Source organism: Streptomyces sp. NBC_00287, assembly GCF_036173105.1.
Classification (GTDB): domain Bacteria; phylum Actinomycetota; class Actinomycetes; order Streptomycetales; family Streptomycetaceae; genus Streptomyces.
Genome location: NZ_CP108053.1, coordinates 1,475,552 through 1,489,398 on the forward strand (window position 1 = coordinate 1,475,552; position 13,847 = coordinate 1,489,398).

Sequence of the window (13,847 nt, forward strand, 5' to 3'; positions counted from 1 at the left end):
ATCAAAAGTTGCTGCGGGAGGGACAGTTGTTGCGGGGACCGCGAACGAAAAAATGGGCTGTGCCTGCCCGACGTTTTCGGCGAAACTTCGGGCAGGCACAGCCCAGGGAAATGCGTTTGAAAGGGGTGGACCGGATTCAGCGCAGGGTCGCCTCGATGAACGAGAACGGCGTTGGGGTGGCGACGATTCGATCCAGGGTGAATCCGGCCGCGTCCAGCAGCGCCTCGTACTCCTCGGCGGTGCGCTCCCGTCCGGTCAGCATGGCCAGCATGGTCAGGTCGACGAACTTGGCGGGGTGCGGGGCGTCGCCGGGTGGGATCACGGACTCGACGAGCACGACACGCGCGCCACGAGCGGCCGCCGCCTTGACCGTCCGCAGGATCCGCAGACAGGACCCGTCGTCCCAGTCGTGGAGGATGTAGGACAGCACGTACACGTCCGCCTGGGGCACGGACTCGAAGAAGTCCCCGGCGACGACGTCCACCCTGTCCGCGAGCCCGTGTTCGGCCAGCACCTTCCGCGCCGCGGGCACCACCTCGGGCCGGTCGAAGACGATGCCCCGCCGGTCCGGTTCACCGGCCAGGAACTGGCAGATCATGGCCCCGTCAGCCCCTCCGACGTCGGCGACGACACCGCCTTCCGGCAGCGAATAGTCATCGAACATCCCGGCTCGCAGGCCCTTGGTGACACCGGCCATGGCCCGGTTCTGCGTCTCGACCTGGGCCGGGAACCTGGAGATCCAGTCGAAGAACGGCTCACCGTAGTAGTGGCCGGCGGCGTTCTCACCGGTCAAGGCCGTGTGCAGGAGTGCGCCGAAGGGCGCGTAGTGGGTTTCCATCCAGAACAGCGCCAGGTCACGGACCGAGCCGGGCTCTCCGTCGGCGAGGGTCGCGCCGAGATCGGTGACCTCGACCAGATTGTCATCGGTCCGGAAGACCCCGAGCGGCGCGAGCGCACGGACGATACGCCGGAGCACATCGGCGTTCGTGCCCGTCGCGGAAGCGAGCTCCTCCAGGGTGAGCGGGCCGTCCGCGAGGGCGGTGGACAGGCCCTGTTTGGCCACGACATACAGCGCCTGCGATATCTGGAAGCCCGCGAGCAACTGGAGCATCTGCACAGGCTTTGGCACTTCTTCGGTGGACATGAGGATGTGTTCCTTGTCTTCCTGTTCGGCGGAGGGCGAGAGCCTCCGCACAGCGATAAACCGCGGTTCTTCCATGTGAATACGTGAATTCGTGGTGCGCCCGACGCGGGCCGCAAGAACGCTACGGAGGGGAAGGCACTGGCGTGTATCCCCAATTTCTGGGATCTTCACCGCCCGGTAGCATCACCGGGCCGGGGTGCCGAGGAAGGGGAGCTGCCGGATGAGGCTGTCCACCGCCCAGCGCGAAGCGGTCCGCGATGTCGAGGCGATCTGCTCGCAGGAGGCCGATTCGCGTCAGCTGCGCCGCCGGGTCGCCGCCCGGCTGTCCCGCCTCGTGTACTGGGACGCGGCCTGCTTCGGCACGATCGACCCGTGGACGCTGCTCATCACCGACGACGTCTCCTTTGGCGTCCCGCCGCACGTCTACGCGCTCGCCGCGCACAACGAGTACATGGTCGACGACGTGCACAAGTTCGTGACGCTGGCCAGGTCCGGGGCAGGCGTCGGCATCCTGAGCCGGGCACCGGGCGAGCTACGGCAGGCCAGTCGCCGTCTGCGCACCGTTCTGCCGACGTTCGACGCCCGTCACGAAGTCCGCGCTGCCTGCGTCACCGACGGGCAGTGCTGGGGCGCGATCGCACTGTTCCGCAACGGCGACCAGCCCGACTTCTCTTCCGCCGAGGCAGCCCTGCTGAGCGCGGTGTCCGGACCGCTGGCCGCGGGGCTGCGGCGAACGGCCTACCGTCCGGGCGCCGGTGTCGGCATCACGGCCGACAGGTCGGGGCCGGGCGTCCTGATCCTCGGCCCGCGCAACGAGACCCTGACCATCAATGACACCGCCCGCCGATGGCTGGACGAGCTGACGCCCTCCCTGCCCCGGCACGGCAGCGAACTGCCGTACGCCATCCACCAGGTGGCGGCGAGAGCCCAGGCCCGCGTGGGTGAACCGGACCACACAGACCCCCACACAACCGAACCGACGGGCCCGCCCGTCCCCCGGATTCCGGAGGCGTACGCCCGGATACGGACCCGGTCCGGACGGTGGCTGACGGTGCACGGCTCACGGGTCGAGGGCGCCCTCACGCCGGACAAGGGCACCGCCGTCGTCATCGAGGCCGCCCCCGCCTCCGACATCGCCGAGGTCCTGATGCTCGTTCACGAGCTGACCCGACGCGAGCGACAGGTGCTCCAGCGGGTGATCGCCGGAACCCCGTCGAGTGCCATCGCCACCCAACTGCACATCTCCGTCAACACTGTTCAGGACCATCTGAAGTCGATCTTCTCCAAGGTCGGTGTCCGCAGCCGTGGCCAGCTGGTGGCCCGCCTGCTCGGGCAGCACTACCTGCCGGACCCGGGCTGACGCCGAGTCAGGACTCGATCGCGCCAGTGAGCACATCGGCGAGACCGGTCGGAGGCCGACCGATCAACCGACGCAGATCCCCACGGCTGGTGAACAACTCGCCGCGCTTGAGCCCGAGGTCGGAGTCGGCGAGGACTTCGGCGAGTTCGGCGGGCAGCCCGGCGTCGAGCAGCGCGGCACGGTACTGCTCTGCAGGAAGGTCGCTGTAGATGACCTGCCTGCCCGAGGCGTCGGACAGCGCGGAAGCCAACTCGGCGAGCGTGAAGGCGTTTTCCCCGCCCAGCTCGTACACGGCCCCCGCGTGCCCCTCGCCGGTGAGAACGGCCGCCGCGGCCTCCGCGTAGTCACGCCGGGAGGCGGCGCTGACCCGGCCGCCGCCGGCGCTGCCCGGCACGACGCCGGTCTCCAGGTAGAGCGGGAACTGAGACGTGTAGTTCTCCAGGTACCAGCCGTTGCGCAGGACGACGAAGGGAACGCCGCTGTCGCGCAGATACTGCTCGGTCTTCGCATGAGCGTCGGCGAGCATCATGCCGGCGGTGCGGGCGTTGAGCGTGCTGGTGTAGACGACGAGTTCGGCACCGGCGTCCTCGGCGGCGTCGATGGCCCGCACATGGTTGTCGTACCGCTCACCCACGGTCGTCGTCGACACGATCAGCACCTTCCGCACCCCCTGGAAGGCCTGGACGAGACTCCCGGAATCGGCGAAGTCGGCCCGCCGCACGTGAACGCCCCGCTCGGCCAGATCGGCCAGCCGGTCGGTGTTCCGCCCGGTGGCGACGATGTCCCGCGACGCCACTCCGCGCCGCAGCAACTCCTCCACAACGAGCCGGCCAAGCTGCCCGGTCGCTCCGGTAACGGCGATCGACATGTCTCACTCCTGGTACGTAGGTCTGGGAGGCCTCGAGCGCCCCGCCAGCAGTACACAGAAGCAACTCCCCATTGGGAAGTGACCACTTTCTAGTTAGTCGACTCCCCAAAAGAGAGTAAGCAGTTCAGGGAGATGCCGGGTGTTTAACCGCCGTCTCACCGGCACGGAAACCGGTCGCCGGACAGGCCGACGCCAACCAGGATTCGACGGCTGGCGCCGCCAGAAAGACCAAGCGTCCGCAGGGCGGTGGCGGACGGGTAACCGAGAGTTCCGCGCCGCGAACATCGCGGTGAGCGCCGCGCGTCCGCTCTCGACGGCAGCGTCTGTCTTTGGGACGCGGAAGTCACTGGTCCGTCGCTCGCGCCGGTCCGCGGCGGTGCGGGCAGCCCGGTCGTGTCAATCTCCGTCGTACCGTCCGCCACCGGTCCCCTCGTGGTCATCGTGGACGAGGCGGGCACGGTGAGTGTCCGTTGACCTGGACGGACCACCGGACGCACCCGGCCGGGAGCTTCATCTTGCGCAGTCACTGCCAGCCGGGACCGTACGGTCCGATGCTGGAGCCTGGCTTCGGCGTCCACGCCGTCCGGTGACCGGCAGACCGAGCCGCTGCCCGGTCATCTCCAGCCGGTGACCGCCGTTGTCACGGCACATCGGAACGGAGTCCCCGGTTCTGATCAGCGCGGCCGAGGACGGTGTTGTACAGCTGCGGAAGCTGTGGTCCGGGCGGCTCGTCCACGAGCCCCTGCAGGCCGGTCACACTGGCGGTCCTGGCCTGGTCTCCGGGGACGACGACGGCGAGATCCGCCATTGGGACGTCGGCTCCCGGCGTTCTCTCGATGTGCTGCGCGGGCACACCGGATCGCTGCCCTGGCGGGACCCGACAATCCTGTCCTCGCGCTGGCGGCAACCGGCGAAGCCGGAACCGCGCCGCTCTTCGCAGCCGCGGGCAGCGACCGCACCGTACGTCTCTGGGCTCTCCACGAGGCCGGGCCCACCGCGCTGGACTCGCTCATCTGTATTCGCCGTCAGAGGGCGTCAGAACAGGTAGTGCGGACATTTATCCAGCGGGTGTGAGAGAAGGACTCGATACCCCACCAACCCTCGAAGCGGCCGTTCGGCAGCAGCTCATGCCGCTGATCGAACAGGTCCACGCCCGGTCCGGCGGCACCAATGGCACCCGCCGGATCACCCGCGCACTGCGACGCAAGGGCGTGCAGTGGCCCGCCGCACCGTCGAGCGGCTGATGGCCGAGCTGGGCATCGGGGTGTCATGCGCGGACAGCGGCGCCGGACGACCGTGCCCGAGCCGCCGACGCCTCGCCGCCGGACCTGGTCGACCGGGACTTCACCGCAAGTCGGCCCGACCGGCTCTGGGTGGCGGACATGACATATGTGCGCACCTGTGTGACCAGCGGCCTGCCGATGCTGAACTGGTACGTATGTCCACAAGCAATCCGCCCCAGCCGCACCGCTGGGACCTGCTGCGCCCTGACCAGCTCGGCACGCTGCTGGATGGCGTTGAACAGCCGGACCTCTGGTACCTGGACGAGCTGACGGTGTGTGCGGCGAAGGTCGTCGCCCGCTCCGGTGGCGCGGACCTGCGGGTTTGTCGGACGGTCGGCGGACAGTGTCTTCGACCTGCTCGGTGGTGCGCTCGCGGAGACCTCCTGGTCCGGGCGGCTCGGTCGCCTGCCGCTGTCGTGCGCCGGTGGCACAGCGGGGCTGTCGCGGCGTGACTTGGCCGGATGCGCGAGCACCTCGCGGCTGCGGGGATGGCCCCGTGCGACCTGGCACGACGGCGGCGCCCCCTGGCCCTGGTCGACCTGGTCTGGGCCGGGCGCACATTCACCACTCTGCACACGGTCCTGCGCAACTGGGTCGAGGACTCTCGGGAGCCCTGGCCAGTCGTTCGGAGCAGGCTTCGCTATCTGGGCATCACCGCGCGCACCGAGACGAGCCCCAAGACCTGGCGCCGGCAGCAGCACCACCCTTGGACAGGGGATCTGCCGGCGAGAGCGGTACAGAACGTCTCCCTCGACCGGAGCATGTGGCATCTGTTGGGTGACCGCGAGCCGAAGACCGCGCCCTCCTTCCCGCCCCAGCGCTGGCACGACGACACGGTGAGCGCGCCCGTCCGCGGGGAGGGTCCCACGCGCGCCCTCGCCACCGCCGTCGCCCTGGTCGAGGCCGGGCGGACACGGTCGGTGCGGCAGCGTCTCGTTCGGACCTTCAGCTCGGAGCCAGCCTTCGCTGAGCCCTGGCTGCGCAGCCTCTCCCACGAACTCAGGCCGAGGTAAACCCATTTATGTTCATCTGACGGGCTCGTGGCTTGTACGAACCGTGGAGCAAGCCCGCCCCTCCCTCGCTTCCCCGGCACGGAAAACCGTTCGCCGGACGGGCGAGCGCTCTGCTTGGCTCACCCTATGAGTGATCTTCGCATCCGCTGCGCCACCCTCTCGGACATCGACACCGTGCTGCAGTTCTGGCGCAACGCCGCGGAAGGAACGAGCATCAGCGACGACCACCTCGGAGTCGCCCGACTCATCTCACGAGACCCCGAAGCCCTGCTCCTCGCAGAGCGCGACGAAATCCTCACCGGAACCGTCATAGCCGGCTTCGACGGATGGCGATGCTCCGCCTACCGACTGGCCGTACACCCCGACCACCGTCGGCAAGGCATCGCCACCGCCCTACTGGAAGCAGCCGAACAACGCTTCGCCGCCCTCGGCGGACGACGCGTCGACGCCATGGTCCTGGAAGCCAACGAACAGGCCCACCACACCTGGGCCGCGGGCGGCTACCATCGCGAAGACCACTGGCGACGCTGGGTCAAGCCCCTATAGACACGGGCAACGAGCGGGCGCAGCACGCGTGGCGCGCGGCGGGTTACGCCCCGGAGGAGCACTGGCGGCGCTGGGTCAAGCCCCTCACCGACTGACCCCCTTTGCTCGTCCTTTACCCTTGGAGAGCCCACTGTGTTCAAGGCCCTCTGATGAAAGGTGTGTGAGCGTCCGCCCATGGGCGAGCCTCCCAGTACGCGACATCGCGCGCTCCTTCCCACCCTGTCCGATCATGGGACGGAGGTGACCCGATGACCGAAGTGCTCCTGCTGCTGGTGGCGATCCTGCTCTCGCTGGCCTGTGGTGCCTTCGTCGCCGCCGAGTTCTCGCTCACCACCGTCGAGCGCGGCGAGCTCGAAGCGGCCGTGGAGCGCGGCGAGCGGGGCGCGTCCGGGGCCTTGAAGGCCGTACGGAATCTGACGTTCCAGCTCTCCGGCGCACAGCTCGGCATCACCGTCACCAACCTGGTGGTCGGCATGCTCGCGGAGCCGTCCATCGCGCGGCTGCTCGCGGGGCCGTTGGAATCGCTCGGTGTCTCGGAGTCGACGGCGAGTTCGATCGCTCTTGTGATCGGCACCGCGCTGTCCACGGTCGTCCTGATGGTCGTCGGCGAACTGGTGCCGAAGAACTGGGCGATCTCCTCGCCACTGGCCGTCGCCAAGACGGTGGGCAACGCGCAGCGCTGGTTCAGCGCCGCCTTCCGCCCCTTCATCACCCACCTGAACAACACCGCCAACCGGATCGTGCGCCGCTTCGGCGTGGAGCCCGCCGAGGAGCTCGCCTCCGCGCGCGGGCCGCAGGAGCTGGCGGCGCTCGCCCGGCACTCCGCCAAGCAGGGCGCCCTGGAGGCGGACACCGCCGAGCTCTTCGTGCGGACCCTGAACCTCGCGGACCTGACCGCGGAGAACGTGATGACCCCGCGCGTGCAGGTCATCGCCCTTGAGGCGTCGGCAACCTGCGAGGACGTCGCGAACGCCACGCGCGCGACCGGCCTGTCCCGGTTCCCCGTCTACCGCGGCGGCCTCGACTCCGTCGTGGGCACCGCGCACATCAAGGACGTCCTGGCCGTGCCCGCCGCCCGGCGGCCCCGGGTGCGGGTCGCCGAGCTGATGCGCGAACCGCTGCTCGTACCGGAGTCCCTGACCGTCGACCGGCTGCTGGACCGGCTCTCGGGCAAGCGCACCATGGCCGTCGTGATCGACGAGTACGGCGGTACGGCGGGCGTGGCGACGCTGGAGGACATCGTCGAGGAGGTCGTCGGCGAGGTGCGCGACGAGCACGACCCGCACGAGACGCCCGACCTCGCCCCCGCCGGCAGCGACGACTCCGGCCGGGCCCTGTTCTCGGCCGACGGCTCGGCCCGCGTCGACCAACTCGCCCGGGTGGGCCTCCGGGCACCCGAGGGGCCGTACGAGACGCTCGCCGGACTCGTGGCGACCGAGCTCGGCCGGATCCCCGAGGTCGGTGACCGCGTACAGGTCGCCGGATGGCAGCTGGACGTCACGGACGCCTCGGGGCACCGGGCGGCGCGGGTGCTCATGCACGCGCCGCTCCTCGACGCCTCCGACGACAAGGGGGAAACGCTGTGACCGCGATCCAGTTGCTGATCGGTCTGGCGACCCTCGTCGTCAACGCCTTCTTCGTCGGGGCCGAGTTCGCGCTGATCTCGGTGCGGCGCAGCCAGATCGAGCCATACGCCGAACAGGGCGACCGGCGTGCGAAGAGCGTGCTGTGGGGCCTGGAGCACGTGTCCGCGCTGATGGCCGCGGCCCAGCTCGGCATCACCCTGTGCACGCTGATCCTGGGTGTGGTCGCGGAGCCCGCCATCGAACACCTGCTGGAGCCGGTGTTCCACGCCCTGGGTGTGCCGGAGGGTGCGGGGCATGCCGTGTCCTTCGTGATCGCGCTGTCCCTGGCGACGTATCTGCACATGCTGCTCGGCGAGATGGTGCCGAAGAACATCGCGCTCGCGGAGCCGGTGCGCAGCGCGCTGCTGCTCGGGCCGCCGCTGGTGACCCTGTCCCGGGCGCTGCGTCCGGTGATCTTCACCATCAACGCCTTCGCGAACGCCCTGCTGAAGCTATTGCGCGTGGAGACCAAGAACGAGGTCACCGCGACCTTCTCGGACGCCGAGCTGGCACGCCTGGTGCGGGACTCCGGCGAGGCGGGCCTGATCGACGAGCGCGCCCGGGAGCGGCTGCACGACGCCCTGGAACTGGGCCGCCGGCCCGTGCAGGACGTTGTGCTCCCGCTGGAACGTGTCGTCTACGCGCGCGTGGGCGTCACGCCGGAGGAGCTGGAGGGCCTGTCGGCCGAGTCCGGGTTCTCCCGGTTCCCGGTGGTGGACGAGGGGCGCCGGATCGTCGGCTACCTCCATGTGAAGGACGCGTTGGACGCCTCACCGCGGGATCTGCCGTTCCGGGTGCCGGACATGCGGCCCATCGCGCGCGTACGGGAGAGCACACCGCTGGACGACGTGCTCACCGCGATGCGGGGGAGCCGTACGCATCTCGCGGCGGTGCTCGGGGACGACGGACGGCTGTCGGGGCTTGTGACCATGGAGGATGTGTTGCGGGAGCTGTTCGGGCAGCGGGCCTGAGGCCTGACAGGGGATCCCGGGGCGACCGACCGACGGGTATGCGCCTCGGGATACCATTTGCCTCGCCATGCACACGAACCCCGCACACACCAGCCTGGTCGCCGTCGGCGACTCCTTCACCGAAGGCATGTCGGACCTGCTCCCGGACGGTTCCTACCGGGGCTGGGCCGATCTCCTCGCCGCGCGGATGGCGGCCAGGTCGCCCGGCTTCCGGTACGCCAACCTCGCGGTGCGGGGCAAGCTGATCGGGCAGATCGTCGAGGAGCAGATCGAGGTCGCGGCGGCCATGGAGGCCGACGTGGTGACGCTGGTCGGCGGTCTGAACGACACCCTGCGGCCCAAGTGCGACATGGGCAGGGTGCGCGGGCTGCTGGAGGAGGCCGTGGAGCGCCTCGCGCCGTCCTGCAAGCAGCTGGTGCTGATGCGCAGCCCGGGTCGTCAGGGCCCGGTGCTGGAGCGGTTCCGGCCGCGTATGGAGGAGCTGTTCATCTGCGTCGAGGAGCTTGCCGAGCGGCACGGCGCACTCGTCGTCGACCTCTACGACGCCCCGTCGCTCGGCGATCCGCGCCTGTGGGACGTGGACCGGCTGCATCTGACCGCCGAGGGCCATCGCCGGGTCGCGGAGGCCGTGTGGCAGACGCTCGGCTACGAGCCGGAGGACCCGGAGTGGCGCACTCCGCTGCCGGCCTCGCTGCCGCCGGGCTGGGCCGCCCGGCGGGTCGCGGACGCCCGGTTCGCCCGGCAGTACCTGCTGCCGTGGATAGGCCGACGGCTGACCGGGCGCTCCTCGGGCGACGGCCTGCCGCCGAAGCGTCCTGAGCTGCTGCCGTACGAGGGTCCGGAAACGGTTTCGTAGGTTCCGCCAAACCACCCGGTGGCGCTGGCCTGCACAAACCGCCAGTAGAATCCGTACACGTGACTTCAGCGCCCGCCAAGCCCCGCATCCCGAACGTCCTCGCCGGACGCTACGCCTCCACCGAGCTCGCCACGCTCTGGTCCCCCGAGCAGAAGGTGAAGCTGGAGCGTCAGCTCTGGCTCGCCGTGCTGCGGGCCCAGAAGGACCTCGGGATCGAGGTGCCGGACCAGGCGCTCGCCGACTACGAGCGTGTCCTCGACCAGGTCGACCTGGCCTCCATCGCCGAGCGCGAGAAGGTCACCCGGCACGACGTGAAGGCGCGGATCGAGGAGTTCAACGACCTCGCCGGGCACGAGCACGTCCACAAGGGCATGACCTCCCGCGACCTCACCGAGAACGTCGAGCAGCTCCAGATCCGGCTCTCGCTCGAGCTGATGCGCGACCGTACGGTGGCCGTGCTGGCGCGGCTGGGCAAGCTGGCCGGTGAGTACGGCGAGCTGGTCATGGCCGGCCGCTCGCACAACGTGGCCGCGCAGGCCACCACTCTCGGCAAGCGCTTCGCGACCGCCGCCGACGAACTGCTCGTCGCCTACGGCCGTGTCGAGGAGCTGCTGGGCCGCTACCCGCTGCGCGGCATCAAGGGCCCGGTCGGCACCGCGCAGGACATGCTGGACCTGCTCGGCGGGGACGCCGCCAAGCTCGCGGAGCTGGAGCAGCGGATCGCCGGGCACCTCGGCTTCGCGCAGGCCTTCACCTCGGTCGGCCAGGTCTACCCGCGCTCCCTCGACTACGAGGTCGTCACCGCGCTGGTGCAGCTGGCGGCGGCGCCGTCCTCGCTCGCGAAGACGATCCGGCTGATGGCCGGGCACGAGCTGGTCACCGAGGGCTTCAAGCCGGGCCAGGTCGGCTCCTCCGCGATGCCGCACAAGATGAACACGCGGTCGTGCGAGCGCGTCAACGGCCTGATGGTCATTCTGCGCGGGTACGCCTCGATGACCGGAGAGCTGGCGGGCGACCAGTGGAACGAGGGCGACGTGTCCTGCTCGGTGGTGCGCCGGGTCGCGCTGCCGGACGCCTTCTTCGCGCTGGACGGTCTGCTGGAGACCTTCCTGACCGTGCTCGACGAGTTCGGCGCCTTCCCGGCCGTCGTCGCCCGTGAGCTGGACCGCTACCTGCCGTTCCTCGCCACCACCAAGGTGCTGATGGGCGCGGTGCGCGCGGGCGTCGGCCGCGAGGTCGCGCACGAGGCGATCAAGGAGAATGCGGTCGCCTCCGCGCTCGCCATGCGTGAGCAGGGCGCCGAGCGCAACGAACTGCTCGACAAGCTGGCGGCGGACGAACGCATTCCGCTGGACCGCGCTGGGCTCGACGCGCTGATGGCCGACAAGCTGTCCTTCACGGGCGCCGCCGCCGACCAGGTGGCCGCCGTCGTGGGCCGTATCGAAGAGATTGTGAAGCAGCGCCCGGAGGCGGCCGGTTACACCCCCGGAGCCATCCTCTGACGCGCTTCACTCCCGCGGAGCTGGAGGCCGCCCGCGACCGTCTCGTACCGGACGTCGTCGCGGACGGCCTCCGCGTGCTGTTCTGCGGTATCAACCCCGGGCTGATGACGGCCGCCACGGGCCACCACTTCGCCCGTCCCGGCAACCGCTTCTGGCCGGTGCTGCACCTGTCCGGGTTCACCCCGAGGCTGCTCAAGCCGTCGGAGCAGGGGGAGTTGCTGTCGTACGGGCTCGGCATCACCAATGTCGTGGCGCGGGCGACGGCTCGCGCGGACGAGCTGGGGGCCGAGGAGTACCGGGAGGGCGGGCGGCTGCTGGCCGCGAAGGTCGACAGGGTCCGGCCGAGTTGGCTGGCGGTGGTGGGGGTGACCGCGTACCGCGCGGCCTTCGACGACCGCAAGGCCCAGGTGGGGCCGCAGGAGCGGATGATCGGGGACACCCGGGTGTGGGTGCTGCCCAATCCCAGTGGGTTGAACGCGCATTGGACGGCTCAGACGATGGCGGAGGAGTTCGCGCGGCTGCGGGTCACAGCGGATCCGTCGTCGTGACCACGACGTACACCTGGGGCAGTTCCTCGCTGTCCCCGTCGATGACCGTCATGGTGACCCAGCGAGCGGACGCTTCCCATGTGAGCAGTTCGGTCGCGCACTCGCTCAGCCACGCCCACGGCTCGGGTATTCGCTCACCACGCGCGCCGCGCTCGATGAGCGTGGTGGTGCCCCACCGCGACGGTTCTCCCCACCGTTCGGTCAATCGCTCGGCCATGGCCGCCTCGTAGGCGTAGCAGTCCTCCGCGCTCGGCCAATGGCGCAACCCTAAGACGGCCTGCAGGTACCCGTCTCCGCCGGGCTCCGCGGGAATGGCCCGGGTGCGGAGCCCGTCGATCAGGGCGAGGTCCTTCGCGATGTCCATGTGATCCAGTAAACCGGTCACCACTGACAATTGGCGGGGCGTCAGTCGACCTTCGGTCAGGCGTCCCGCCGACGGACGCTCCACGCCCCGGCCAGCAGGGCGCCCACGGTCCACAGCGCGGTCACCGCGAGCCCGGACCACGGGCCGAGCGTCCCGTCGTGTGTCTCGTACAGGACCACCTGCCCTGCCTTGTCGGGCAGGAAGTCGGTGACTCCGCCGGCCGCGTCGCCGATGACGAAGGAGACGATCAGCACGAACGGGATCAGCAGGGAGAGCGTGGCCACGCCGCTGCGCAGCAGGGCCGTGAGTCCGGCCGCGAACAGGGCCATCAGCGTGAGGTAGAGCGCGGATCCCAGGACTCCGCGTACCTGTTCGGCTGTGGTGAGGCCGCTCGCCGCGTCGCCGAGTCCGGCGCGTCCCACGGCGAAAGCGGCGAGGGTCGTGGTCAGTCCCACGATCAGGGCCGGTACGGCGATCGCCGCCACCTTGGCCGCGAACCACCGTCCGCGCTGCGGAACCGCGGACAGCGACAGCCGCAGCGCGCCCCCGTGATACTCGGCCGAAACGGCCATCGCGCCGAAGCTGATCGCCGCGATCTGACCGGGCAGGACTCCGGACAGCGCCGTGAACAGCGGGTCGAGGTCCGGCTCCGAGGTGGTGGCTCCGGCCAGGGCCGAGAACGCCGTCGTCGCGGCGAACAGCGCCAAGAGCGTGCCGCACAGGGAGCGCAGGGTACGGATCTTCAGCCACTCGGCGTGGAGTGCGGGTGCGAACGCCATGTCAGGCCTCCTGCGAGGGTGCGGTGAACTCGGTTTCGTCCGACGTCAGGTCCAGATAGGCCTGCTCCAACGTGCCCTCCTGCGCGGCCAGTTCGAGGAGGGGGACGCCCGCGGCGGAGATGATCCGGCCGATCTCGTCCACGCGCGCGTGGTGCACCGTCCAGTGCCCGTCCGTGTGCTCGGCGGCGTCGTGGCCGTGCTGGGCCAGGGCGGCTTTGAGGGCGGTGGGATCCGTGGTGCGGATCCGTACGCTCGGCTCCACGCGCGCGTGGATGAACTCCCGCATCGGAGTGTCGGCCAGGAGTCGCCCTCTGCCGAGCACCACGAGGTGGTCGGCGAAGGAGGCGGTCTCGTTCATGAGATGGCTGGAGACCAGGACGGTGCGGCCTTCCCGTGCGAGGCGGCGCAGCAACTCGCGGATCCAGATGATGCCTTCGGGGTCCAGGCCGTTGGACGGCTCGTCGAGCATGATCACCTCGGGGTCGCCGAGCAGGGCGGCGGCGATGCCGAGGCGCTGGCGCATGCCCAGGGAGTACGTCTTCACCCTGCGCCGTGCGACGGAGGCGAGCCCCGTCTCCTCCAGCGCCTCCTCGACCCGGGCGCGAGGGATGCGGTTGGCTGCGGCGAGGATGCCCAGGTGGTCGCGGCCGGTGCGGGACCCGTGCGCGGCCTGTGCGTCGAGCAGGGCGCCCACGCGGCGCAGGGGTTCGTGAAGGTCGGCGTAGGGGCGGCCGCCGATGGTGGCGGTGCCGGAGGTCGGCCGGTCGAGGCCGAGGACGAGCCGCATGGTGGTGGACTTCCCGGCGCCGTTCGGGCCGAGGAAGCCGGTGACCCGGCCGGGGAGCACGCTGAAGGTGAGGTGGTCCACGGCTCGGCGAGTGCCGTACTCCTTGGTGAGGGCTTGGACTTCGATGCTGGTCATGGCATGCAGCGTGGCTGTTCGCGGGGCGTCGGGGCCTCCCCCGCGCGTGGAGATCCTCTCCCCCGG

General features: G+C 70.2%; 16 protein-coding genes. 9 read left to right on the forward strand and 7 right to left on the reverse strand.

Annotated elements, in window-relative coordinates:
* Nucleotides 1-136: 136 nt before the first annotated feature.
* On the reverse strand, nucleotides 137-1,144 hold the full coding sequence (locus OHT76_RS06645) for a methyltransferase (RefSeq protein ID WP_328869816.1): 1,008 nt from the start codon (nucleotides 1,142-1,144) through the stop codon (nucleotides 137-139).
* Nucleotides 1,145-1,364: 220 nt separating this feature from the next.
* Between OHT76_RS06645 and OHT76_RS06650 the strand changes: the two genes are divergently transcribed.
* Entirely contained in the window at nucleotides 1,365-2,504 is a 1,140-nt protein-coding gene (locus tag OHT76_RS06650; RefSeq protein ID WP_328869817.1) for a helix-turn-helix transcriptional regulator, read from the forward strand.
* A 7-nt stretch (nucleotides 2,505-2,511) separates the two neighbouring features.
* Here OHT76_RS06650 and OHT76_RS06655 read toward each other — a convergent pair whose 3' ends face one another.
* Both OHT76_RS06655 and OHT76_RS06660 read right to left on the reverse strand, forming a co-directional pair.
* A complete protein-coding gene (locus tag OHT76_RS06655) occupies nucleotides 2,512-3,372 on the reverse strand; it encodes an SDR family oxidoreductase (RefSeq protein WP_328869818.1) in 861 nt (286 codons plus the stop codon).
* A gap of 640 nt (nucleotides 3,373-4,012) precedes the next feature.
* Nucleotides 4,013-4,180, reverse strand: coding sequence for a hypothetical protein (locus OHT76_RS06660; RefSeq protein ID WP_328869819.1), 168 nt, complete (start codon nucleotides 4,178-4,180; stop codon nucleotides 4,013-4,015).
* Nucleotides 4,181-4,442: 262 nt separating this feature from the next.
* On the opposite strand from OHT76_RS06660, the gene OHT76_RS06665 reads away from it, so the two are divergent.
* Entirely contained in the window at nucleotides 4,443-4,616 is a 174-nt protein-coding gene (locus OHT76_RS06665; protein ID WP_328869820.1) for an IS3 family transposase, read from the forward strand.
* A 23-nt stretch (nucleotides 4,617-4,639) separates the two neighbouring features.
* On the opposite strand, the gene OHT76_RS06670 is transcribed toward OHT76_RS06665, so the two are convergent.
* Nucleotides 4,640-5,086: a hypothetical protein gene (locus tag OHT76_RS06670; RefSeq protein WP_328869821.1), complete on the reverse strand. Its 447-nt coding sequence runs from the start codon at nucleotides 5,084-5,086 to the stop codon at nucleotides 4,640-4,642.
* Between the two features lie 30 nt (nucleotides 5,087-5,116).
* Between OHT76_RS06670 and OHT76_RS06675 the strand changes: the two genes are divergently transcribed.
* From OHT76_RS06675 to mug, 7 genes are all read left to right on the forward strand, one after another.
* The gene (locus OHT76_RS06675) at nucleotides 5,117-5,668 is read left to right on the forward strand and encodes a hypothetical protein (protein WP_328869822.1); all 552 of its coding nucleotides are present in this window, start codon (nucleotides 5,117-5,119) and stop codon (nucleotides 5,666-5,668) included.
* A gap of 126 nt (nucleotides 5,669-5,794) precedes the next feature.
* Nucleotides 5,795-6,214: a GNAT family N-acetyltransferase gene (locus tag OHT76_RS06680; protein WP_328869823.1), complete on the forward strand. Its 420-nt coding sequence runs from the start codon at nucleotides 5,795-5,797 to the stop codon at nucleotides 6,212-6,214.
* Nucleotides 6,215-6,462: 248 nt separating this feature from the next.
* A complete protein-coding gene (locus OHT76_RS06685) occupies nucleotides 6,463-7,800 on the forward strand; it encodes a hemolysin family protein (protein ID WP_328869824.1) in 1,338 nt (445 codons plus the stop codon).
* Nucleotides 7,797-8,810, forward strand: a complete 1,014-nt coding sequence (locus tag OHT76_RS06690; protein ID WP_328869825.1) for a hemolysin family protein — start codon at nucleotides 7,797-7,799, stop codon at nucleotides 8,808-8,810. Before OHT76_RS06685 ends, OHT76_RS06690 begins: the two co-directional genes overlap by 4 nt.
* 67 nt (nucleotides 8,811-8,877) lie before the next feature.
* A complete protein-coding gene (locus OHT76_RS06695) occupies nucleotides 8,878-9,666 on the forward strand; it encodes an SGNH/GDSL hydrolase family protein (RefSeq protein WP_328869826.1) in 789 nt (262 codons plus the stop codon).
* Between the two features lie 59 nt (nucleotides 9,667-9,725).
* Nucleotides 9,726-11,168, forward strand: coding sequence for an adenylosuccinate lyase (gene purB, locus OHT76_RS06700; RefSeq protein WP_328869827.1), 1,443 nt, complete (start codon nucleotides 9,726-9,728; stop codon nucleotides 11,166-11,168).
* Nucleotides 11,165-11,716: a G/U mismatch-specific DNA glycosylase gene (mug, locus tag OHT76_RS06705; protein WP_328876465.1), complete on the forward strand. Its 552-nt coding sequence runs from the start codon at nucleotides 11,165-11,167 to the stop codon at nucleotides 11,714-11,716. The genes purB and mug overlap by 4 nt, the downstream gene beginning before the upstream one ends.
* Here mug and OHT76_RS06710 read toward each other — a convergent pair.
* Genes OHT76_RS06710 through OHT76_RS06720 form a run of 3 tightly spaced genes read right to left on the reverse strand, consistent with a single transcriptional unit; the run spans nucleotide 11,694 to nucleotide 13,781 of the window.
* Nucleotides 11,694-12,080, reverse strand: a complete 387-nt coding sequence (locus tag OHT76_RS06710) for a hypothetical protein (protein ID WP_328869828.1) — start codon at nucleotides 12,078-12,080, stop codon at nucleotides 11,694-11,696. The genes mug and OHT76_RS06710 overlap by 23 nt on opposite strands.
* Before the next feature lie 56 nt (nucleotides 12,081-12,136).
* Nucleotides 12,137-12,859 carry an ABC transporter permease gene (locus OHT76_RS06715; RefSeq protein WP_328869829.1) on the reverse strand — a complete coding sequence of 241 codons (723 nt, stop codon included), beginning with the start codon at nucleotides 12,857-12,859 and terminating at the stop codon, nucleotides 12,137-12,139.
* A 1-nt stretch (nucleotide 12,860) separates the two neighbouring features.
* Nucleotides 12,861-13,781: an ATP-binding cassette domain-containing protein gene (locus OHT76_RS06720; RefSeq protein WP_328869830.1), complete on the reverse strand. Its 921-nt coding sequence runs from the start codon at nucleotides 13,779-13,781 to the stop codon at nucleotides 12,861-12,863.
* Nucleotides 13,782-13,847 lie beyond the last annotated feature (66 nt).